25 protein-coding genes are annotated in these 23557 nt (G+C 50.4%); 2 read left to right on the plus strand and 23 right to left on the minus strand.

Going from position 1 to position 23557, the window contains the following annotated elements; genetic code table 11:
• Positions 1-70: 70 nt before the first annotated feature.
• Entirely contained in the window at positions 71-298 is a 228-nt protein-coding gene (locus IPM09_04250) for a hypothetical protein (protein ID QQS21700.1), read from the plus strand.
• 63 nt (positions 299-361) lie between these two features.
• Here the strand turns inward: IPM09_04250 and truB are convergent, their stop codons facing one another.
• Positions 362-1024, minus strand: a complete 663-nt coding sequence (gene truB / locus IPM09_04255) for a tRNA pseudouridine(55) synthase TruB (GenBank protein ID QQS21701.1) — start codon at positions 1022-1024, stop codon at positions 362-364.
• A gap of 20 nt (positions 1025-1044) precedes the next feature.
• Entirely contained in the window at positions 1045-2772 is a 1728-nt protein-coding gene (locus tag IPM09_04260) for a hypothetical protein (GenBank protein ID QQS21702.1), read from the minus strand.
• Positions 2773-2931: 159 nt separating this feature from the next.
• Here IPM09_04260 and IPM09_04265 point away from each other — a divergent pair, with 159 nt between their 5' ends.
• Complete coding sequence (locus IPM09_04265; GenBank protein ID QQS21703.1) at positions 2932-3288, plus strand: 30S ribosomal protein S20; 357 nt, start codon at positions 2932-2934, stop codon at positions 3286-3288.
• 55 nt (positions 3289-3343) lie between these two features.
• On the opposite strand, the gene IPM09_04270 is transcribed toward IPM09_04265, so the two are convergent.
• From IPM09_04270 to IPM09_04370, 21 genes are all read right to left on the minus strand, one after another.
• A complete protein-coding gene (locus IPM09_04270; protein QQS21704.1) occupies positions 3344-3859 on the minus strand; it encodes a hypothetical protein in 516 nt (171 codons plus the stop codon).
• 41 nt (positions 3860-3900) lie between these two features.
• On the minus strand, positions 3901-4827 hold the full coding sequence (locus IPM09_04275) for a hypothetical protein (GenBank protein ID QQS21705.1): 927 nt from the start codon (positions 4825-4827) through the stop codon (positions 3901-3903).
• 7 nt (positions 4828-4834) lie between these two features.
• Positions 4835-5707, minus strand: a complete 873-nt coding sequence (gene mutM, locus IPM09_04280) for a bifunctional DNA-formamidopyrimidine glycosylase/DNA-(apurinic or apyrimidinic site) lyase (GenBank protein ID QQS21706.1) — start codon at positions 5705-5707, stop codon at positions 4835-4837.
• A 16-nt stretch (positions 5708-5723) separates the two neighbouring features.
• A complete protein-coding gene (locus IPM09_04285) occupies positions 5724-6644 on the minus strand; it encodes a hypothetical protein (protein ID QQS21707.1) in 921 nt (306 codons plus the stop codon).
• A gap of 52 nt (positions 6645-6696) precedes the next feature.
• Positions 6697-9042, minus strand: a complete 2346-nt coding sequence (locus IPM09_04290; GenBank protein ID QQS21708.1) for a hypothetical protein — start codon at positions 9040-9042, stop codon at positions 6697-6699.
• Positions 9043-9124: 82 nt separating this feature from the next.
• Entirely contained in the window at positions 9125-11869 is a 2745-nt protein-coding gene (locus IPM09_04295) for a hypothetical protein (GenBank protein QQS21709.1), read from the minus strand.
• A 180-nt stretch (positions 11870-12049) separates the two neighbouring features.
• On the minus strand, positions 12050-12541 hold the full coding sequence (locus IPM09_04300) for a hypothetical protein (protein QQS21710.1): 492 nt from the start codon (positions 12539-12541) through the stop codon (positions 12050-12052).
• 18 nt (positions 12542-12559) lie between these two features.
• Positions 12560-12952, minus strand: a complete 393-nt coding sequence (locus tag IPM09_04305; protein ID QQS21711.1) for a hypothetical protein — start codon at positions 12950-12952, stop codon at positions 12560-12562.
• A complete protein-coding gene (locus IPM09_04310; GenBank protein QQS21712.1) occupies positions 12946-14454 on the minus strand; it encodes a hypothetical protein in 1509 nt (502 codons plus the stop codon). Before IPM09_04310 ends, IPM09_04305 begins: the two co-directional genes overlap by 7 nt.
• A gap of 107 nt (positions 14455-14561) precedes the next feature.
• Complete coding sequence (locus tag IPM09_04315; protein QQS21713.1) at positions 14562-15410, minus strand: hypothetical protein; 849 nt, start codon at positions 15408-15410, stop codon at positions 14562-14564.
• A 35-nt stretch (positions 15411-15445) separates the two neighbouring features.
• Complete coding sequence (locus IPM09_04320) at positions 15446-16825, minus strand: LamG domain-containing protein (protein ID QQS21714.1); 1380 nt, start codon at positions 16823-16825, stop codon at positions 15446-15448.
• 27 nt (positions 16826-16852) lie between these two features.
• Complete coding sequence (locus IPM09_04325) at positions 16853-17575, minus strand: hypothetical protein (protein ID QQS21715.1); 723 nt, start codon at positions 17573-17575, stop codon at positions 16853-16855.
• Positions 17576-17639: 64 nt separating this feature from the next.
• Positions 17640-18557: a hypothetical protein gene (locus IPM09_04330; GenBank protein ID QQS21716.1), complete on the minus strand. Its 918-nt coding sequence runs from the start codon at positions 18555-18557 to the stop codon at positions 17640-17642.
• 10 nt (positions 18558-18567) lie between these two features.
• Positions 18568-19176 carry a hypothetical protein gene (locus tag IPM09_04335; GenBank protein ID QQS21717.1) on the minus strand — a complete coding sequence of 203 codons (609 nt, stop codon included), beginning with the start codon at positions 19174-19176 and terminating at the stop codon, positions 18568-18570.
• An 84-nt stretch (positions 19177-19260) separates the two neighbouring features.
• Positions 19261-19836, minus strand: coding sequence for an HAD-IA family hydrolase (locus IPM09_04340; GenBank protein ID QQS21718.1), 576 nt, complete (start codon positions 19834-19836; stop codon positions 19261-19263).
• Positions 19837-19863: 27 nt separating this feature from the next.
• On the minus strand, positions 19864-20469 hold the full coding sequence (locus IPM09_04345) for a hypothetical protein (GenBank protein QQS21719.1): 606 nt from the start codon (positions 20467-20469) through the stop codon (positions 19864-19866).
• Between the two features lie 46 nt (positions 20470-20515).
• Positions 20516-21208: a hypothetical protein gene (locus IPM09_04350; protein QQS21720.1), complete on the minus strand. Its 693-nt coding sequence runs from the start codon at positions 21206-21208 to the stop codon at positions 20516-20518.
• A 95-nt stretch (positions 21209-21303) separates the two neighbouring features.
• A complete protein-coding gene (locus IPM09_04355; GenBank protein QQS21721.1) occupies positions 21304-22278 on the minus strand; it encodes a hypothetical protein in 975 nt (324 codons plus the stop codon).
• Entirely contained in the window at positions 22275-22649 is a 375-nt protein-coding gene (locus IPM09_04360) for a pyridoxamine 5'-phosphate oxidase family protein (GenBank protein QQS21722.1), read from the minus strand. The genes IPM09_04355 and IPM09_04360 overlap by 4 nt, the downstream gene beginning before the upstream one ends.
• Positions 22627-23064 carry a dUTP diphosphatase gene (dut, locus tag IPM09_04365; GenBank protein QQS21723.1) on the minus strand — a complete coding sequence of 146 codons (438 nt, stop codon included), beginning with the start codon at positions 23062-23064 and terminating at the stop codon, positions 22627-22629. The genes IPM09_04360 and dut overlap by 23 nt, the downstream gene beginning before the upstream one ends.
• Complete coding sequence (locus tag IPM09_04370; protein ID QQS21724.1) at positions 23061-23546, minus strand: HIT domain-containing protein; 486 nt, start codon at positions 23544-23546, stop codon at positions 23061-23063. The genes dut and IPM09_04370 overlap by 4 nt, the downstream gene beginning before the upstream one ends.
• Positions 23547-23557: the final 11 nt, after the last annotated feature.

Here is a 23557-nt window from a genome sequence, read left to right on the forward strand (position 1 = left end):
AGCCATTGTCACGTGCCTTCAATAGTTATATAGTATCACTCAATGGTCGTCTACAGACGGGAGTGAGAAGATGTACCAGCAAGATCTTTACATCCGGTGTCCCCGCAGCGCTTTTGAAGCAAACCTCTACCGGCTACGAATTGCTGCCGAATCGTGGGGGTTGGAGATGGAAGTCCTGCACGCGCGGGCGTTCCGTAACCCGCAGCGTTTGGGGGTACGTTCGAAAGAGGCCATCGTGAGACTCAGTGGCACCGACAGAAATGAGCTCACCGAGTTCGTCGCTGGGGTGCACTTCTAACATCCCACCTCCCTTGACCCGTAGTTTCTCCACAGCAGAGACTACGGGTGTTTTCTTTGTCTGCTACGTGGTGATACCAAGTGACTCAAGTGTCGAGGCTGCTTCGATATGCCAATCAGCGATGGCGGTGCGGCGCAACTGGCTGCAATACGCACCGGTGCCCAGTGCTTCGCCAATGTCAACGGCGAGACTACGAATATAGGTACCACTGCTTACATGTGCACGGATTTTCAGCGCAGGATACTGATAATCAATCAGATCAAGTGAATATACCGTCACTGTGCGCTCTGGCATCTCGACAGCCTTGCCTTCACGGGCTAGTTTGTACGCCCGCTGACCATTGATTTTTATAGCGCTAAATACCGGTGGTTGCTGGACTATATCGCCTGTAAACTGCGTTAATACTTGTACTATGCGCTCACGTGATAGCTGCTCGGCCGATACCTCTGTTAGCTCGCCTTCTGGGTCGCCCGTCGTGCTCAACTGCCCTAGCACAAACGTCGCCTCGTACACTTTGTCGAGTTTGCTATAGTTCATAGCATTTCGACATTCCTTACCGGTGACAAGAATCATTAGCCCAGTCGCAAACGGATCGAGCGTACCTGTATGTCCTACCTTCACCTTTTTACCGGCTTGCTGGCTGAGTACGCGACGAACCCGCGCCACGACGCCAAAACTGGTCATGCCAGCTGGTTTATCAACCAAAATAATCGTATCGGTATACATACGAGGATAATTATACCCTACTATTGACCAGGTATCTTGAACTGAGCTGGGTCGGCAGTCACCGCAGGAGCAGCCGGAGTAATGGGTGGTGGACCAAGTATGCTACCAAGAGTATCGGGTACCGAAGCGCTCCCAAGCGGGCCAGCTGTTTCACCTGGAAGTGGTGGCAGGGTCGAAAAGTCTGGCATAGGTGGCAGGGTCGGTAATCCAAGCGGCGGGGCAGCTGGGGGTGAACTTGGTACTAACCCTGCTGGAACAGGATTAGGCGCGCCACCAATAACTGGCGGGCCAAAGGCTTGGTTGACAGCATCCATCGCTTCACTATGGTTTGCTCGATTCTGAGCATCAATTTCTGCAAGCGTTGGCGACGACACACTTGGCGCGGGCGGCTGAATTGCATCAACATGTGCCGTAGGTGGCACCGATATGTTACCAGCAAAGACGTCTTGCACCGACGGCTCGTTGTCGGCCTGATCAATCGTGCCATTAATTGGCGCCTGATAGGTTGGGGCACCGGACATATAGCCACTCCCACCATGACTTAGGATGGTGTGGTTTCGATCGTCAGCAACTTCACGACGTTTTTCTTCAGCAGCAATCTCGGTTGTCGCGTTAAGTGTGCCTCCAAGACTTGGTTCATAGGCCTCTTGCTCTGTTTTTGTTTTCCACTGATCCATGGCCACTGGCCCACGCAGAGGGGCATTCTGATCAACAGCTACATTCATAGCTGGCGCGGCACTCGGTACAGACGGTGCAGTTAGCGGAGCTATGTCGGCCTGTTTGGCGATTTCTTCCTCAGCTCGGCTAATCGCCGCCTGGGATTCTTTGGCTGCCACTTGTTTTGTAACTTCCTCGACGTTTCCCTCTGGAACATGCGAGATGGATAGCGCGCCGGCATCTTCTTTCTTCGCTAAGGCTGGCTCAGCTTTATCGACTTTCGCCGACTCGCCTTCCTTCATATCACCATTGTCTTTTAAGGGAGTCGAGATCGCGTTGTCCGCCTGTAATTTCGTCGCAACCAACTGCTGGTTGGCGCCTGCCGACATGAGTTGTGCGGCAATTGTCATGACAGCTGCATTCGTGTGGTCGTTGCTAAACCTATCAGTAGCGGCAACAATTCCTGTCAGAAATGCCGTCGCAATTTGTTCATCGATGATCGCCTTATCTGTCTTGAGTGCTTCAGCGAGGCTAAATAGCATTTCAGAGAAACTGCTCGCCTTGGTGTCTGACCACTCAATTCCGCCAAGGTTACTTGGCGTATCAAGCGACACCGCCGCCACCGTTGCATCATGCAAAATTTTGCCATGACTTTGCAAGGCCTTATCGAGATCTTCTTCCTTTTTGACACCAATAGCCAGCACAAATTCAACATTGTAATCACCTTGGCTAAAATCGAGATCGTTCTGGCTGATCGTAGTACGATACGGCGTGATAAAGATTTTCACCATGTCATCGACAACTTTGTAGCGCAAGTGGTCGGCCTTCTCCTTACTAAGAGCAATGATGAAATCTCGCAGACTATCTACCGTATTCTCAAATGTTTTGGCCGGCTCCAAAAACTCGATCGCCGGAGGAATTGCACCGCTAAACACCGCTGTAGCGTGTTTGTCGAGCTTGTTGATCAGCAGCGTAATCGCCAGTGCCGCACTCAGCTCATCGACAGTTGGGTTACTATTAACCGTCACCAGCACATTGTTGCTGTCTTTTATTTTGTCGACAATCTGTTGCTTAACGCTGGTGTCTGCCATTGGTGTTCCTGTTGTTTCTTTTATCAGAGTTTGAATTCACTATACCATAAGTGATTTACAGGCGTCAACAACTTGCTCACACTTTACAAACAGGGGTTATTCGTCTATAATCAGCTGTTGATTGTAATAATAAGCTAGTAACAAGCGAAGGAACCTCCTATGCCAATCATCAAATCAGCCATAAAACGCATGAAACAGACTGCAAAGCGCCGAGAGCGCAATGTTAGCATAAAGCGTGACATCAAATCTGCAGTTAAAGCATTCACCGCAAAGCCAAGCAGCGAAACGCTGAGTGCTGCTCAGAGCGAAATCGACACTGCGGTAAAGAAAAAACTACTTAACAAGGCAACGGCTGCACGCCGCAAGGCCGGCCTCGCCAAAACTGCCAAACAAGCAGGTGTAAAACTCGCCGCTAAGAAAAAGGTTGTAGCAAAACCAGCCGCTGTCAAAAAGCCAGCTGCCAAGCCTGTCGCAACCAAAAAAGCTCCTGTAAAAAAGCCTGTAGCCAAAAAATAACCTTTAGACTATCAAACAAAACCCGCCGCATTTGCGGCGGGTTTTTTCAGCAGAGTTACGCGAGCCGCGGATCAACCATTTTGCCGTTACGCAGTAATTCAGGCAGTGCAAGGTACTCGAATGAGATCTCAGTTATTGTAACCCCAGAATGGCGGAGAATTTCATCACCCACGAGGATATTTTCGATCCAGTGATCGTTGGTGTGATTGAGTGGTAAGCGAACAATCTCACGTACGCCCATTTCAGCAATCGCACGATCACAGTCCGTGCAGCCAATCCACGCGGCAACAAGTGTTGAGTCGACAACTCGGCGACCACGACGCACTGCATCGTGAAGGGCGCGACGTTCAGCGTGCTCAGTAATTTCGTATTTCCGTGGACGTTCATGGTTTTTGGGGTCATCTGCATCAAAACCAGGCATGAGAGAATTCCAACCTCGTCCAATGACCTCACCCGTTTCACCGAGTAACACCGCACCAGTCCATGACGAACGATCGGTGCTGTGCTGAACCGCAAGCCGGCACGCCTCAAGCATTGCCTCATCGATGACTTCTTGTCCAAAACCTCGCATATACACAATAGTATGCACTCCACTGGTTGAGCGAGCAAGCACTAGCGCGTCGCAATAGAAATGAGCAGCCGATCGACTGCATCCCATGGAGCAATATGTGATAGCTTCATATTGGCATCGAGGCTAGCGGCAAGACCCAATATACTGCGTAACTCGGCGCGGGTTATTTGCTTCGAAAGTGCTGCGAGCTTCTGTGCTACATAGGGATGGATGCCAAATGCGATCGCCTCCCCCTCTGCCATTACAACTGTAGCATACTGTACAAGTTGCCCTATCAGCAGCGCATAAACCTTTTGCGGCTCTTCACTCAGCCTTAGGTTCTCAACCATGCGCCTAGTCGCTGCGCTGTCGCGTCGTACGGCGAGCTCAAACAGTTCAAATATATTCTCGTTGGTATTTGGTGGCAGTACGGCATCAATTGACGAGCTGGTGACTTCAGGCAGTGCAGACAGCGCCTCGAGCGCTACGTAGAGCCGCATCTGGTCAATAACGTAGCGCCCCGGCCTGTCTCCTGGAGTAAGTGCACGCTCAACCATCTGCTGCAACTGTGCTTTTTGGACCTTGCAACCAAGCGCTTTGGCTTCTCTAGCCAGCCATTCGATCGCTCGGTACGTATCCCGATCGGTTAGCGGATCACAGGTGATAACCATTGCCCCTGCTGCGATTGCTTTGTATGCTTTTGTTCGGCGGTCTGGGTACGCCTCACGCAGTACCATGTGGTTATCAGTGCTGGCTCGTGCGCACATATCGGCGCACAGCTGCCACATAGTAGTGTTTTCAGACAATGCGCGGATTACTGGTAACTCTGTTAGGCCAAAAAGCGACGAGCCGACCATGTAATCAGTCAGGATTGCTGCGTTGATCGTCTCGCCATCGATGCGCCGAATGACTAAGCCAGTCTCACGACTAATCCGCCGCACTTCTTGTTCGGCAAAATAATCGTTTGCTCCCGTAATCAGATATAACACCGTAGAACTATTGTACCACTTGACATGCTGAGCAGACGTGCGTGCCACGCCCAGCTACGCGCAGCTTTTCAATCGTCACCGCACAGCGTGGACATGCTTGGCCTTCACGGCGAAATACGCGGGCAAAGTCGATATAGCTCCCTCGCTTGCCCTCAGCATTCACATAGTTGCGATCGGTGCTGCCACCTTTTTCGATACTGAGATTCATAACGTACTTGATCTCATGAAGTAGCAGCGCCAATTGCTCATCGGTTAGCTCACGTACTCGCGTGGCTGGATGGATTTTTGCGCCCCACAGTGACTCGTCGGCGTAGATATTGCCAACTCCTGCTAGCACCGTCTGGTCGAGGATAGCAGCTTTGATTGTCGTGTTGCTGCGACGGCAGACACGTGGAATAAACTCGTTGCTCGTAAACGCTTCTTCGAGTGGTTCCGGCCCAACCCGCTGCATAAAATCAATATTCGGCACCTCCAAGGTAGGGTGCAATTTCATCCAACCAAATTTACGCTGATCATTGAAGTAGAGGTGTGAACCGTCATCAAACGTAATGTCGACACGCGTACTCCGATCTGGAAGCTCGCCAACAAGTGAATCGTTTGGATGCCCTGCACCAAAAACTTGCTCACCGCGATATACTAATTGTCCAGTCATTTTGAGGTGTATCACTAGTGTATAGCCGCTACCTAGCTCAATCAGCAATACTTTCGCGCGACGGCGGATTGCCACGACCCGCGCACCATAAAGAAACTCTCTGACATCTGTGGGATTATTGGGAAAACTCTTGGGTGAGTCGATGCAGTGTGCACGAGTAATTTTAAGGCCGACAATAAGCCCTTCTAGGCCCCGACGGACGGTTTCAACCTCTGGTAGTTCAGGCACGGAAGTATTGCACTTTCTAGGGCTGACCATTCCGCGTATAGCTTGCAAGCAACTCAATCTGCCGCACAATCGCTACTAGCGACCATGTGTGAGAGTAGTAACCAAAATGCGTCACATTGGTCCGCTTTACATCAATCGGTGGCATAGTATCTGGTACTTTAATCGCATTCACCACCGTCATAATACCCTCTTCGGGGCATATGTTGTCTTCGGAACCAATCATTACACTCAGTGGAATACCTTGGTCAGTAACTCTTTGTAGTTTAGACGCCACTAGCGCTGGGTCTGTACCGGTAATAGCGGCGACATCGTTTCGCAGTGCCAGCGGCCGTGTGAAAAGTGAATAGCCCAGTCCAAGCGCTGCCTGTGCAAGGCCAATCTTGCCCGGAATGTCTTCTTTACGCAAACTATATAGACCTTCGCGCACACCTTTGCTCATCATAGTATGCGGCCGCTCGCCCGGTGTTAGCCACGCCGGCCCTGCAAACGATAAGCCCTGTACAGACTCAGGGGTTGCCAGAGCAGCATCGATGATCGCTTCATTGCCCCGGGAGTACCCATGCAGCACTGTTATCCAGTCGCTACCTTTTTCTTGCAGTATCGCTTCAAGCGCGGTCATGAAGGCTTCGCGGCGATAGGCAGGCTCGTCGCGTACCGACATTGCAATACGGTGGTCGGGATATGTGACACCCGCAACTAAAAAGTTTCCGCCATCGGCAAGCGCACTACTAGCCGCCCTCACCATCGCTTCGTCCTCTGCCCATCCCTGTGAATACGGAACCAGCACATCAGGTGAGCCATAGCGTTGCTGCGTAAAAACTGATGGGTTGAAAATATGCAGAATCATCCGCCCAAATTGGGTTTCAACATCGATCTTTTCTTCGCGAACGGCCAGCGTATCGCGAGCAAAACTTGTCGCATCAATCACTCGTACCATAGTATTTTCATTATACGCTTAGTAGCTGAGCATAGGTAGTGCCCTACTACGTTTAGAAGCTATACGGTGATTTCACCCCGTCGACCACAGCTTGGCCACCGCGCGTTTTTTGGTCTAGCGTTGGCCCACCTGCTGATGCAAAGCTGATCTCGGGAATATTCGTGTAGGTATCGAGTAGACCGCCGCTACTTTTGACTGTTCTGAGGCAATAGGTTTTGCCGGCCGCCGCACCTGTAGTAGTAAAAACAAAATCCCACAGTCCGTCACTACCATTTGCAATCGACGAACTTACCACAAATGGATCTGTCTCGTAATATGCCTGCAACACTGTAGGCCTCGCTCCATTCACTGGGTCATTGCCCCCGCTCGAGATCACCGCACCACTTGCAACGGACGTATTGTCAAAGTACTGTAAAGTACCGTTTGACTGTGGTACCCGGTAGTAGACCTTTTCTTGAAAACCATCGACAAACATTGCTGGTGCTTGTGGCAAGCTGGGTAGTTGCACCTGGAAGTTGATGCCAATCCCTGTTCCATTAATTTGCGTTGCCGATGTTATACCCCAGCTGTCAGTGGCACTCCCAAATATTTCTTGTGATCCAGTAGATAAGCTGCCCGATCCACTTGAGTATATATTGTCGCCATTATTACCAGTAATCATAAGCCCAAATGAGTTCCCAGAAGGAGATTCACTGCCCTGCACTGTCAATTCAATCCCGTCTATGATCGCCGACGTAGGTATGTTGAAGTTAAATCCCGTTACATTTAGTATTTTAGTGACTTGCCCGACAGAGTTTGCAATACCAGTTACCATTGCGTCAGTATTGTCGATAAGTCTAGCATTTGCTTCATTTACCCACGCAATTCCAATCCCAGATGAGCTTAGTGACGATGGATCTTGCGTATCAGTCATCGCCACTAGTTGCATAAAGTCCGTGTAAGATTCACCAGAAAACGCGGTGTCACATGACCCGGACTTCTCTGCGTACTGTAGCTTGAAGTCCTGGGCCGACGCAGGTAGAGCAGCGACATTAATGGCCAGTCTCTGGCGCAAACGTATTGGTGTTCCTGTGGCAACATTTGTTATTGGCGTATCCTGCGCGACCAAAGGCGCACCCGGCGTAGCACTATCGGCATTGGTGAACCAGCGGTAGTTAGCTTGCGTGATGGTTGGTGTAGCTACCACAATCTCGGGCATGACACTATACGAGCCGTTCAATACTGCACCAAATCCATCGACAATCCTCATACAGTAGCGCTGACCAAAGCTTGCTCCCGAAGTGCTTAGTACGATATCCCATAGTCCGTCCTGACCTGCAGGTATAGTGCTAGCCATCGTCATGGTCGCCGACTCATGGTAGCGTTGTCCGACAGCAGTGATACCACTGCGCGTTGGGTCATTGGCGCTAGTCACATAAGTAGCTCCATCTGCTGGAGTGGGGTTAGTACTGTACCGAACGACAGTTGAAGCAGTAACATTTGCGTATGTCTCACTAGTAAAGGAGCTGTCGCATACGTTGTCAGCCCCACGAGCGGCAAACTGAAGTGTGTAGGTACGAGTGGTCACTGCTGTTGCCATTGAGCCCCCGCTCGCCACCCCAAGATTGATGCGTAGCCGAAACTGAGCGTCCTTTTCGACTGAGGCTGCGGTATCAATAGCAGCAAGTGGCGTCGACGCTGTCGTGCTATCGGTATTCGCGAACAGTCGGTATGATGCCTGTGAAATCGTTGGAGCAGGTTTTAGCGCAATTAAATGGCCAATATTTACCGCAGTAGCGGCGGCTGTCATCGTCTTTGTGCCAGATGCTCCACTTGTTGCTTGCAAGACATACTGCGTGCCGCTTGTCGTACGAGTCGCAGCCGAACCCCCCGTGCTTGCATCTTGCCCTGCAAGGGTCATACTACTCCCGACGGTGACCGTGGTACCGGTTGCCGTGCTATAGGCAGCAACAAGCATGGCGTTGGGCACTGTTGTTGTGACCGATGGCGCGATCATCGCTGTGTTCGAGGCATTTGCCTGGCTACCGGCGACATCGATCGGGTCACCTATATCAACACCCGTAAAGCCAACGATCACGCCAGATGCTTTCTGAGTACCGTTAAAGGTAAAGACGTACGGGCCTGAATCACTCGGGCCAACAATCTTGTAGTACGTGGTGCTCTTGAGGGTTGTAGTGCTGTCTGCACTTCCACTTGGTACGGCTTTCCAATCATACGGCGCTGATTGCGTTGGTGGAGTAATCGTAGTACCCGTGCCACCTCGGACCGACACAACGGCTATAAGAACATCGCCAGCGAGAGTTCCTGTCGGTTGAGCTATCGAGAGAGTTGTCGCACCAGCCGCATTGTTGCCAGTTCCTGCGGCACGGTACGCCACCGCCGCACTAACTGGCCGCATGACGAGTACTGTTATCAATAAAACTAAGACAACTACAGCCACAACCCGAGGGGATCGCCTGTGCAAGAGTCTCAGCAGGTTATTAGAACTTCTTCTTATACGCAAAGCTGATCTCCCCCGCACGTGCATAGTTATTCTGTCCAGCAATCATATGCACCTTAAATGTCACCATATCGCCCGCAACCGGCGTACATGCACCGAGCGGCGATGCAACCGTCACCTGTACCCAAGTTGCATTACTTGACACTGCATTGCCACTTGTACTGCACGCCGTACCACTACTGTCGACATACATTGCAACTGTCACTTGATCGGTCGTGGTTGATGTCCCCCAGCCCCAGATCTTAAGATTTGTCATACTGCCCGTGTCGTAATCGCTGGGTAGCTGGTAGCGAGCATACACATCGTAGTCCTGTGCACTCGCTTGGGTGGTTGTCCAAGCATAGTAATTATGTGTCTCTGTGGCGGCACAGACGCCCGTGTTGATATTGAGTCGTGAGGAGCCAGAGCAAAAATCGCTGCTGAGTGAGCCGTTATTGTTAGTTCCGTCGCCAGTGAACGTTGCTCCTGGGTACTCTGCCGAGAGTGTAATTTGAGCGCTCGGTCGACCAGTACCTACATAGAGGAGTCCGCTTGCGCCAAGTGTGATACCGTCGCTCGTACTGCCAATCACCACTTGATTTGTGCTTGTATCGGCCGTCAGAAGAGTGACACTGCTCGCATTTTGAATTTGGAGAGCACTTGCGCTAGTCGTCTTGAAAAGATTGGTTCCTGTCCACGTATTATTGGCACTGAGGCTAGCACCCGAGCCACTCCCAATACAATCTGCCCATGCTCCATTCTGGTAGCAGCGAAACTTGTTAAGGCTAGTGTTGTAGTACATGGCCCCGTTGAAACCACCTGGGTCAGTTGCTTGATTGTATGAATCGAGTACGAAGAGTGCGGCATTACTATCGGTTCCGGGTAGTCCTATCTGCACCGTAAAGTTAGTCGTGTCAGCCGTAAATAAATTTACTCCAGCGGCATTGTTGATCTGCACGGCCGTTGTTGAATTGGTCGCATTCTGCAAATTCACTCGTCCACCTACACCGAAGTCACCATTAAACTGCACACTTTGCCCAACTGTCAGTGCACCGCTTATCTGGGCTGCCGACCCAACACTCAGCCCGCCATTAATGATCGCGTCGCCCACCAACTGCGTGTTGCCATTAACAGACAACGTACCGAGCTCTGCCCCTCCGGCCTCGAGTTGCTGAACGTAGGCACCACCGACGTCATAGGTTGTAAGTGTATTGGACGTGTAATTAATGACGTAGGCGTAGCGGCCAACAACGCTCACAGCGATTGGCAAGTTACCGGTTCCAACAGTTCCAACACTAGCAGGAGCGGTCGGCGTCGATACATCATAAATACCGAGGGTGTTACCGGTTCCGTTTGTGACGTATACGTAGCGGCCTTGCACACTGAGAGACTGGGGTGAAGACCCAGTCGCAACTGAGCCGACGCTGGTTGGCGAAGCAGGATTCTTCACGTCAATCACATTGAGTGCGCTACCGCCATTGTCAATAATATAGGCATAGCGACCCTGAACCGAAACTGCTTTTATATTCGTCCCGATTACTAGTGAGCCTATTACGCTCAGGCTGGCGGGGTTACTAATATTCACAATGTTTAGTGTTGAGTTAGTATTATCAACAATATAGGCATACACACCCTGAATATAGACTGACTGCAATGCGCCTGCACCGATACTAAGCGAACCTGCAACGATTGGTGCGGACGGATTACCGACATCGACAATGGTAAATGTGCCGCTGTTACTACCGACGTAGGCGTAGCGACCTTGCACATACACCGAATATGCGCCAGCGACTGATGCTGACCCCATACTCGTTGGGCTTGCTGGGTTACTAACGTCATATATGCTTAATGTGTTACCAACTGCACTTGTCACGTAGGCGTAGCGACCTTGCACCGCCACGAAATAGGCGTTAGTACTCGAGATGGTGCCAACACTGACTGGGCTTGCTGGGTTACTTACATCAAAGACTTTAAGGGCACCAGACGTCGAGTTTGTAGTATAAGCATAACGGCCTTGCACAGCGACTGATCGGGTCGCCGTACCCACGGCCACTGAACCAAGTGAAGCAGTTGGTAGTCTGCCGCTGACATAGAGTTGGCCAGTACTTGTGCCAAGCGTGCCAACCATGAGCCGATTTGCAGTCGTGTCAACCCTCATAACCGTCGTTGAGCCAGCTGCATTTTGAACCTGAAAAGCTGTTGCGCTATCAACCTTGATTAAGTTGGTAGACGTCCAGGTGTTACTTGCCCCTACCTGCGCAAAAGCACTCGAATCCAACCCATCCAGTAGGTCGGAGTTGAAGCTGTAGGCGCTGGAGGCTAGTTTGTTTCTGGGGGTCATAGGTCCTTCAGTGTAGGATTCACAAGATGCACCAGTACAGGTAGCTGTAGCGGGGGTTGGGAGCTCTATCTCAAAGTACAGGGTAGCAGTGTCGGTGGTACTAAAGATATTAGCAGGCAGACTCGATACATCACCGAGCTGGACACTGAACAGACCGCCAGTGGTGACAGTAACACCAGTACTAGCGCTATTGGCACGTTGCTCACTCCACTTTAGGGTTCCCCCACTACTGGCATCATAGATACGGAATTTCATGTTGTAGGTACCAGCAGCCATAGGGTTACCAGAAGCATCGGTCAGGCGGCCTTGGAAGTTTAGCTTGTAGGGGATGGTGGTGAGGGCGTGAATATTATTAGATACGCAAAACAGCGCTACAAATCCGGAGATAAATGGTAGCGCGAACAATAACAACAACGATTTTTTAGTCGTGTTTATTATTTTTCTTCCCGTTTATTATTTATTTTCTCCACACCACTCATAGGTAATGAGAGTATGGCTCATAATAAGTTATACTGGTTGTGTTTACAAATGTCAAACAATCCAAGTGATGCCAGTACGCTAATCTGAGCGCAAAGGCTACTGCAGCTACTGTTTAGCCTTGAGCGCTTGGCTTATTTTGCTGTCATCGCGGAGGTTCTGCCAAAACACTACTTGACTCGACTTTATGGCCATGGTGTCTTCTGGGCCGTATAGTTGGTCGCGAACACGCAAAAGCGTTGTAGTTTGCTCTGTATCTTTGTTACTCGCCTGCTGTGCAGGTGTTTGTGCGGTATACGGACTACTGACAACCAGGTATTCACCACGAGTATTCTGTAGTTTACCAAAGTATGCTTGTCCGTTTGTCAGATAGATCACTTGATACTTTGAGGGATCAATTGGTGTATCGCGACCATTCAGAGCATATAGCACTATCGCAAAAGTCAAGATACCAGCAAGCATCACTGCACCCATTAGCGATAGTGAAGACGTTATTCGGGGTGTGCCTCGTCGCAACACAAACCGCTTGCGAGGTACAGCAACCGGGCGGCTCTCATCTTTTAGCGCTTCATCAGACTTTGACTTCACTTCTACCTTCATACCACTAGTATACCTGACTTACCGTGCGGTTGTGAATTCCATCTCGGCTTGCAAGTAGTCGATGTCGACTGTCCGAGCCGTCGTACCGACCGATTTGAGTATTTGTGAACCAAAACCAAGCGCTCGAGCAGTACCGGTCGGGATATTGGCCGTATGAGTCGCCACTAGTGTGCCATTGATATAGAACCCGACACTGGTACCAGCTGCATTGACAATGATGCCAAGTTTAACCCATGTACCTGCACCGACTGCCGTGGTGGTGGTGGTCCACGTCCGAGTGCTGTTCGAAGACGTGACGACTTGCCAGTTTGCGCTCGCCGTCGAACCAGTCGATACACCACCTTCATCATAGACAAAACTGACAGCATCGACTTGGTTAGCCGTGGTCGAATCATAGAAGCCGACTACCATGCTATAGCGATTCGTCGCACCAGAAAGTGTCGTGACGTTGACGGCTGTTTCGTACAGTGTGAGCCCCCACCTAATGCTAATGCATTTGTTGTCGAGCCGAATGCCGCTCGTCCGGTCGTCGTCGTACCAGTCGTCGAACGAAATGTACCAGGGCGGTTTGTGGCAATGGTTGCGTTACTCGTCGCTGTGGCAGCACCGGTGCCAGTCGAGCTGGCGAAAACATCACCCGTTGTCGTAAATGACCCCAGCAGGTCATTGGCATAGCGATAACCCGATGTAGAGTCAGTATTGCCGATACAATTACGCCATATGCCAGCTTCATAGCAGCGAAAGGCATCTTTCGCGGTGCTATAGTACATCGAACCAGCAACCCCAGTCGGGTCGGATGCCGACGAGGCGTTGCTGAGTACAAGGGTAATTGGGTTGGTTGTTACCGATGAGCCGCCGATATATATCCGCGCGCTTGTACTATCAGCGACAAATAGCTTTGTGCTGGCGGCAGTTTGTAGCGTGAAAGCCGTTGCCGACGCCGATGGCACAGTAAATTGCGCTGCACCAGTGCTGCTAACATCAAAGAGCGCTGTACCGAGCCCACCGGCATTACTCCCCCGCACGGCAAATAACGTACCAGCAATGGTGGTATCGGCATCTTGAATATCGAACCCGGCCCGTGTGGCATCAGCCTTGATCTCCGGTGTTGTGCCACCAGTCGAGGCGGTGTAGGCCGTCTGCAGCGTCGCGCCGCCAGCAGCCGTAATACAATCCGTCCATGCGCCCTGGTAGCAACGAAACTTACCCGACGTTGAGTTGTAGTACATCGCACCGTTGGTCGATGTCGCACCCGCTCCAGGATCTGCAGTGTTAGTATCGAGCACCAGCACCTGACTAGTGCTATCTGCAGTGCCTATCTTGACCAGCGCATTTGCGGTATCAGCTGTCAGTACATTGGTACCACTTGCGCCAACAGTAAATGCCATGCTGCTCGACAGGTTCACGCCAAGTGTACCGGTAAAGCTGGTGTTACTCCCTACCTGTGCAAACGCCGCACTATCCAACCCATCCAATAGGTCACTGTTAAAGCTGTAGGCGCTGGAGGCGAGTTTGTTTCTGGGGGTCATGGGGCCTTCGGTGTAGGATTCACAAGATGCACCAGTACAGGTAGCGGTAGCGGGGGTTGGGAGTTCGATCTCAAAGTACAGGGTAGCAGTGTCGGTGGTACTGAAGATGTTAGCTGGCAAGCTCGATACATCACCAAGTTGGACACTGAACAAGCCGCCAGTGGTGACGGTGACACCAGTGCTAGCGCTGTTGGCACGTTGTTCACTCCACTTTAGGGTTCCCCCACTACTGGCATCATAGATACGGAATTTCATGTTGTAGGTACCAGCAGCCATAGGATTACCAGAAGCATCAGTCAGGCGGCCTTGGAAGTTTAGCTTATAGGGGATGGTGGTGAGGGCGTGGACAGAGGCCGGGAACGCAAAATTGACCAGGAATGCCATGATTGCTGGTACAGCGAAGAATAACACCGCTTGAATTTGTCTTTTAGTGAACCTCAATTACTAGCTCCGTTTAATGCGGCTAAGGTATAGTATACTGCTTATGACAACTATTTGACAAGGATTCGAGTAACTTTTTTGTGAGTACGATACCTATGTTTTTTTCGTCGGTTATATACATAGAGCGCTATCACAATCAATGCAACGGCGATAATCGGCATGAGCCAGCGCCAGTAGCCAGTTATGGCAAAGACTACTCGTGATTTGCTGTCACCCCCAGTCGAGGCTTCAATTAGTACAAATCCGAAGTAATTACCCGGCTGTCGGTAGTCAATGGTACGGGTCCGGCCACTAAAGACAAGTGGGCCCTTTGCCGTAGTGGTACCATAGGGCTTCATGTCAATTTTGATCTTAGGGAAGAAACCGGTGGACAGGTTGGGATCGGCCGTATTGGTAACTGCTAGCTGGGCCTGCACTACCTCACCAATCTGCAAAAATGGTGCCGAAATTTCACTAATCGTCGCATAGTGTTGAGAGGGAGTTCCGTTTTGGATCATAAGCAGTGTACCCACTCGCACTGATTGCATCGCACTCAATGAACCGATGGGTGTTGTCGACGCAAAAATCACTGCAAATACATCTCCCCCAGGCAACTTTTTACTATCGATTGCAAATGCCAGCCGCAGCGTCTCGCGCGGGCCAATCTGCGCTTCAGTGTAGTCAAGTCGTATACCCGCTGCAATTTGTTCGCTTGGGTAAAACTGCAGCGACCCGTCATCATCAATCTGACGAAATGCCTGGACCTCAAATCGAACCGTTTGCGCAGTGCTATCGCTGTTTGAAATATCCACGAACCCCTTTTTGGTTTCGCCTTTTGCGAGCGTAGTTTCGTAACTGAGTGGTGCGGTGCGCAGCGACAGTGCCGATGCGTGCGCACCAATTGCTACAGAAACTGTCAATGCGCACACTACACCCCAGGCTAGATGCAATACTCTCACGGGGTCATCGTTCCTGTAGTGGTAATCACATTGGTATATGTGCCAGTAGGCTGACTCAAACTGACATCAAGCCGAAGCCGCATATTAAGCACGTCTTTAGATGAGGGCTGGCCAGTACGTGTATAGAATGTGGTGCTCGTTCCTGGAAACGCGGCATAGGCCGCGCCACTACTCCATTTACCCGGTATCGCTGTTGCGTTGGTACCATACAGCGTAAAGCCGAGTCCTTTTGTCGTCCCCTCTACCCACGTCACAGGGCTCGCTATCGTGCCCGACACTGCATTAATAGTATCGGCACCTTTAGTGAGGTCATTATTCTGATTAACAGCCAACGTATAGCCATTAATCGAATCAGTTAGCACCACCGCATCGTAATTGCTTGTCTGCGAAATACCAGGCACGATGCCAGATGCAAACCCTAGTCCGGCGGTATTCCCAGCCACACCCGCGTCATATTCAGCTTTTACCTCGCTTGGTGTAAATGAGCGATTAAACATTTTCACTTCGTCAAGCGAACCATTAAAATACCTACCGAGGCCACGCATCGCACCAATCGTCAGATACGATGAGCTGTCCTGTAATGAACTTGGTATCGTCCCTAAACAGACAGACATTGGGCGAACAACACCGTCAATATATACCTTTGCTCGATCGAGTGCAGTGCTCTGCGTCCCATCATAGACAAGCGCAACATGATGCCATGAACCAGCCGACCAGGCTCCGTCTGTGTCGACACAGTTTCCGCCTGTATCGCCCTGACTGCTCGCGATAAAAACGCGCAGGACACTTGCACTTGTCCCGGTCTGCAGCGCCCATGAACTACTTACTGCTTGATTCCAATGTGCAATGAGCGCTTTGTCCGTCGAGGCGGATGCCTGATTTGCCCAGAGTGAAACCGTCATGTTCTGGCTAAACGTAAGGTTGGCGCTGTCAGGCACCTGCACATACGAACTGGCATTGGCGCTAACGCCGTTTCCTACTTTGCCGGTCACCCATGTTGCACCAACCTGAAGATCAGCATTATTCGTGTTTATGCTGCTATCTCTCGTGAACGTACCTGAGTTTTCTTCTAGTGGATAGTAGGCTTTCAGACCACCCGGCTGCACTGTCAGTTGCAGACTGTTCTTCAACTGCGCCACGTATCCACCGGCCAACATGTAGCTACCGCCTGCGCCATTACCAACAATACTTTCTCCACCGCTACCCGTCAGCTTATAGCTTGTTGAACTCTCGCTGCCACCGAAATTATTGGCAACACTAGCATCGATCACGTAACTTGTCGATGTAAAGCGATAGGCGGCAATAGTATCAACAAAGCATCCTGCCAACACCAGCACAAATGCCGTCATCATCCCCTTGGTATACATACCTCTCATGCTATGTTTAGTATAGCAAACTGTAATCTATAGCGCCAAAAACGCAATTCCAAGCAATACGATACCCAGGCCTCTCAGGAAAAAGAGTGTGTGGTGACGGACAAGTAACGGCAGTGCATGAATATTCCACTTTAAAACTTGGTAGCGGATCCAATGATATGCGATGAACATCGAATGCGACAGCACAAGCAGCGCAGTACCGCCAACTATCAGCCAAAAACGTAGTAGCATTTTGCCAACAGCTTCAGCATTCGAAGAGGGTGTTGCAATATCGAGTAGTATCATCCCCTTATGGACTAGTGTGCTCAAATTGTTAACAGGCTTGGTGGTGGCCGCCTGGTCGATTTGCTGGTTTAAATACGAGCTGGTATCGATGACTCCCTGGCGAGCATCGCGGATCACATTTGGAACAGTTGAAGGTGTGCCGTTACTCGGCTGAGCAGATGGGTTATATACGATGGACACTAGGTCGGGCACGGAATTACTCGTAAATGGATCTAGACCCTGTACGGTAATGTCGTGGTTGCCTATTGGTACGGCCACACTTAATGTAACTTGTGATGAGCCAATATCGACTGCAACTGTATGGCTATATACCCCATCAATGTAAATCATTACTTGGCCGATGTTATGGACTTGTATCGTAACATCTACTGGTGATGAATTGAATACTGTACCCGGTACTGGTGCGACAATATTCAAGACAGCAGGCTGACCATCATAGACGGTTGTGCTAATTTCAGTCTCCATCGCTCGCACCGGAAGTGATGTAATACAGCATAGCACACCAGTAACAGCTAGGCTGAGGGCGAGTTTAAATACGCCTACGAGGCGTGTGTTTACGCTTGTCGCGCAAAACATTTGCTCCCCCTACTAGTACAAGTACTCCTACCACAAGTAGCAGCCATCGTGGCACAACAAGCACTATAGACTCTGTAGTCTTGTTCTCATTCAATAGTTGACTCTGGACAGAGACTCTAAATAATCCGATCCAGGGAGAGTTGTCCCAAGCCAACTCTGTACGTCGCGTAGTACTAGGGAGAATAATATTTTCGCTGCTTGTACTGAATTTTTCCTGTCCAAACAGGTCTTTTACGGTCATACGCGATACTGCATTAAAGTCTGTTTTACCTGTATTCTCAACGACAGTTTCACTTTTTATAGGGGCGGCGGGCTGGAAGAAATCGAGCAGCAGGCTTTTTACCTTCCCCACTGTTTGTGTCTCACCTTTTACATTTGTATATAGTATCAGCCCAAGTCTTTTCTTGCGCGCAACTCCCATCTCATCTCCGTTTGGTAGCACCATTGTCTCAACAAAAATCGTCCCGTAGTGTCCACCCGCTGGGATACCGGCACCAACTCGGACAGTAAAGGGCACTGTTACCTTTTGCCCAGCTTCGAGATGCCATTTACTTTGCGGAAATGAAACCCATTTGTAGGCGTCTCCGTTGCCAGTCTGTGTAGTGAAGTCTTGCTCATATTGTTCACCTTTCACGGAATATGGTGCAGTATAGACGGTAAAATCATATGACGTATCGCCGTCGTTGACGACAATAAATGAGTCATTTGTGGTACCTCCTGCTTCAAGCTGTAGCCTTTTGGCTGCCGGAGACAGGGTTATACTATCCCTCTGCTCAGCGGCCGCCACAGTGCCAAAAGGCACCACCGTGAGAAACAGGGCTATTGCTAGCCCCGTTCTCAGGCAAGATTGTAGAGTCTTGGCAATATTCACACAATTCTTCCTATTTTGCAGTAGCCGTGTACACAACTACGTCGGAGTACGTACCGGTAGGCTTACTTGAGTCAACTTTCGCAGCATACCATATATCAGTTACTTCGTTTGTTGCAACTGCTGAGGTATCCTTCAGTGTGAACGGTGAGCCGCTTGCTGGCATACCAGCCCATTTGCTTGTCGCAGATGTTGAGCTCGATTCAGCAGAATATGTTGTGTCAAATGGTGCACCAGGTGTCGCAAAACCCCATGTATTAACTGCAAGCGTATTAGGAGAGCCCACTGTGTTCGAGGAAGCGGCAATAGTATACGCACCGCTCACTAAGGTAGTAGTAGCATCAACATCTTGTACAGTTAGTGTATACCCGCTTGTACTATTACAGTTAATCGTGATGGCATCTTTTGCACTCGACTCAACGGCGCTCGCACCAGGGAGCAAAGAGAAGCTGACTTTGTTTGCTGTGCCTTGGGAAGTTGTTGTCATGCTTATTGTCGAGTTCACAGTTGCTTCTACGGTGACGTTTTGTGTAATAGCACTCGCTGTTGGTGCTACGACCAGCCCGACAACAGCAATAACGCCAGCACTGGCGACTAACGCTGATTTTATGGGTTGTTTCATGGTGGTTTGTTTCCTTTTTGTTAGTATCTGCGGTGATTATCGCATAGCGCTAATGGTAATGTCAAGCCAAGTATTCTACCAATACTATTGTGGATTTTGCAACAATCTTGCAAGCGCTTGCCTCGTACCGTCGTTGGTTACATGCCAAATACTCTGCATACCGGCTACTTCTGCTCCATCACAGTTTTCTTCGATATCATCAATCATCACACATTCGCCAGTCGGTACTGCAAGTCGCTCAGCCATAAGTGTGAAAATGGCCGGATTGGGTTTGAGTAAATGTTCTTGGTACGAAAGCACTACGGCGTCAAATAACTCATGTAGCTCGTCACCGAATAGCCGTTCCACCGTCCCGTTACTGACATTGCTCAGTAACCCGATCTTGTACTCACCATCTTTTTTTAGCAAGCGCACAAACTCAACCAGCTCCTCATTACGTTGGTGTTTCATACGCAGTATGGTCTCAACGTCTTCGTACGATGCATCAAACAGTTCGGCAATCCCCGCTATATAGTCATGCGTTTCGATAAACCCATAGTCTGCTTGCTTATTGAGATCACGCAGGTCCTGGAGCCGATCCTCTGGGCACATACCGGTAATAGTGTTCAGGCTCCCGCCATACAGTACCCCAAAACAATCGAATACGATGCCACGCGTCATGCCTCCAGTATAGCGCGATAACCGCACTTAGTAAATTTCGTCGAACTGTGGCTTAAAATCTGGGATTTGATTGACAAATAGTGCCTGTACTCGCCCCGAATCAGCGGCCATCGTACCCTTAGAACCGTTACAGGTGGTCGTCCACAGTGTGTGGTCTGCAGTGCCATCGTTCAATGATTCATATTTAAACGCCAGGCCATGAGTAGCGCAAACACCTCGAAAATCAACGCCTGTTGCACTGCGAGTTTTGGCAATATCGGCTTTTTCGAGCGCGTAAACAAACTCTTCGTATGCGCGAGCAGTGTTGCTATAGGTCTTCGTATCTATCACCTGCTCTTCGTAGCCGCTATAGGTTACAAAGCTACGCTTAGTAGGAGTGATGGTGATAGCGTAGGTCTTAAACTTCTCGTCAGCAACAATCGGCCCGCGCACCGTCCAGCGAACAGCGCGGTTATCACCAGTTTCGTGCAGTGCCGTTAGCACCGCTTCAGTTGATTCAACACCCGCCGGGCCCTGTGAGGTGCCGCTTGTGAACACCATGCGACCTACCGAAACAATCGCCGCAATCACCAGCGCAATCACAAGAATGATAATGATGATGGGTAGAATACGTGGTCCTGATCCTCGATACATACCACTATCTTGCCACTCCCAGTGCCAAAAGTCAAAGGTAAGCGTATTAAGCCGCAAGTGCTATGCTGCGTATGCCCATCGCCTGTTGCACTGCCGTACGGTGTGTGCGCTCAAAGCTATCTGAGTATTCAATCTCGCGCATTTGTTGCACCGCCACAATCATTGACTCTAGCGCCTCAATATCTTCGTAGTACACCGCGCCGTCGCAACCATCGCGGTACTCAAGTTCGTACAAGTGCCATTTCTTGTCCATGCGGCCTTCGATGCGCAACTGGTCACGCGGCGGCGCAAACAATGCTGGGTGTTTACCGGAAGGCCAATTACTGTAGCCTCTTGGCGCAACTTGGAGCCACAGTCGCCGAGCTGCGTCTATGTTGACCCTCAGAATTCGCGGTTCAACATAGCGACCATTCAACAAGTTTTGTTCAACAACAAGCCAACTCGTCGTGTCGCTCGGGTCAGTCCATGGGTCTTTGCGCACGGCAAGCAAACTGCCCGTCTCGGCAGAGTAGCCAGAGAAAACTGGTACCGAGAATACCCGTTCGTTTCCGTATACATCATGCCGCTTTGGCCAAGGGTGGTGACCAGCAAACCGTTCATTTGAGTCGGCGTGCCCTAGTAAGTTCCATTTCGTGGTGTCGTAGACCTGCATTTTTACCGGGTCGTCGACAAGCTGTTCGGCAAGACTATAAAGGTCTGCCTCTGGGCATGAGCCCAGTTTGTACTGCACCATTTTCATGCTGCTGTTCACCCTTTTTCTAGACTTTTTGTGTTAGACGTACAAAAGCCTAATCCTGTAATACACCCTCTGCATAATAAACACAAGTGAGATGATCAATATAGGTAGCCAAATCGATTGTCAGTCAGTCCATGCTCACGGATGATCCGGTTGAGCATGTCACGAGCCGGTATATCATTCACAAATCGAAAGTACGCAAGATCCCCGAAGGTATCTGGCAAAATACACAGTAGTATGGTTTGCGCTCGTTGTATACCGTGCCCGTTCATAACCACAACATAGCTTTGCTCATCAGCCCGCAGTCGCTCGTGCTCGGTCAATCGTCCTTCGTTCACTAGTTCATCAAGCCGATGGCGAAACGATGATGGTGTTTTAACATCAATATTTACATAGCGACCGTCCTCCGGGTCAAGCACTTGCATATCAATCCCCATTGCATCATGCGAGCGGTCGGTCATATGGGCATGAAACCCGTTGTTGATGGCAGCATAGTACAGCGCGATTTCGCGCGTCAGCCCACGAATGATTGCCGTCCATTGCTCATCGGTAAAACATGGCGCACCAACCCGTTTACATATACGATCAGCGCATTGTTTGGTCGCCTCACTAAACCTCATGCGCTTTGCGTCATCCAGTAGCATCACGGTCGCCACAAGTGTATCGTTGAAATCAATAAGCTCAAATAGCCGCTCCTGCTTGTTGCGGTAGCCGTGAGGGTGTTGATCCATCTGTATTTGTGCCAGTACCGCCCGAGGCACTTGAACGAGCAGCGCTACCAGTCCATCATGTGCATTATTTGAGCGAGTAAACTTTTTGCGCAGCCTACTAATGTCTCTGTCGAGATCGTGAACCTCTGGACGCCGCTGCAGCATGCCCACCACTTGCTCTTCGGCACATTCAAAGAAATCTGTGCTATTACAAACATACTGCACGTCCTCGCGCGGGCTAATAAATTGTCGGTCTCGCCGCCTATCTCGACGTTTGAACTGCCGATACGCATAGCGACTATGGCGAATACGGTGCGGCCCAAACCGACGCCAATGATGCCTAAATCCATGAAACATTGTCATAAATCCTTGATGTTTATTTCAATTTTTTTATGCCTTGCATCAGTATACCAAGCTTCGTAGATTTGTGCACAGTAACGCGCTACACCAGGGAGGCTGAGTACTTTTTTCGCATGGGCCCTCGCATATAGGCCGAATTCTCCTTGGCTACTCTCTTTTGCGGTAAACGCCGTGAGCATCACTTCGGGGTTCGCCGCAATTGCTTTACTGTGCAGCGCATTTGTCTTACTGAACCACTCGACCGCACCAGCCTCGTACTTTGTCATTGTCACCGGTACTGCCCATGGCCTGCCCGAAGCGTCGATCGTCGCCACGGTAATATGTGCAAGCCCTTTCATAAATTGCCGTACCTTAGTTATGTCCTGTGCTGCCATACGCGCCCTTTCCTCTTTTTGTATCGTCAAGACTCGCGGCGTCTTGCCAGTCAACTCTTTCGTATTGGCTGACAACCATTTGCGCAATCCTCATGCCTGGTTCAACAGTAAATACTTCATTGCTCGTATTGAGCAAAATCACTCCCACTTCCCCGCGGTAGTCAGCGTCAATCGTGCCCACGCCATTGGCGGGCATTATGCCATACTTCGCCGCCATACCACTACGCGCCCGAATTTGCGCTTCGTAACCCGGCGGCAGCGCAATCGCAAAGCCAGTCGGGACAATCGCCCGCTCATGCGGTGCAATCGTCACTGGCGCATCGATACAAGCCACCACATCCATCCCTGCTGCATACTCAGTTTGGTACTCTGGGTACTGTGCGGCTTTGTGTAATTTTTTTATTCGGATCTTCACCGCAGCTCCTTATAACTGTCGTTTGGGAAGATATTACGCACTCCACCACGCGGATTTTTCATATCACCCTGCCAGCGCGGCATAAGATGCAGGTGGAAATGCGGCACGCTCTGTCCCGCCTCAGGTCCATCATTAAGCCCAAAGTTAAATGCATTGGGTTCACCTGCCCGTAGCGCCAGGCTAGCAAGGGCACCTTGTTGTAATGAACGATTGGTGTCGTCTGCCGCTTCAAGCATTGTTCGGTAAAGTTGCTCAAGGTCTGTTTCACGAATCGTCTGCATCACCCAGCGCGCAAAACGCAGCAGGGTCGCATCTTCTTCATCGCTCAACTGCTCGATATACTGCACATGCCGTTTCGGTGTTCGCTCCACATGCCCGGGCGTCACAGGGTACAAATCCCAGCGGGCTCGCCGCAGCTCGGTTTCGGCGAACGTATTGTCACCCCGGCTCCACTCATCACAAAACACACATAGTTCTGACATGATTTTTATTA

The sequence above is a fragment of the Candidatus Saccharibacteria bacterium genome (assembly GCA_016700015.1).
GTDB lineage: Bacteria > Patescibacteriota > Saccharimonadia > Saccharimonadales > Saccharimonadaceae > Saccharimonas.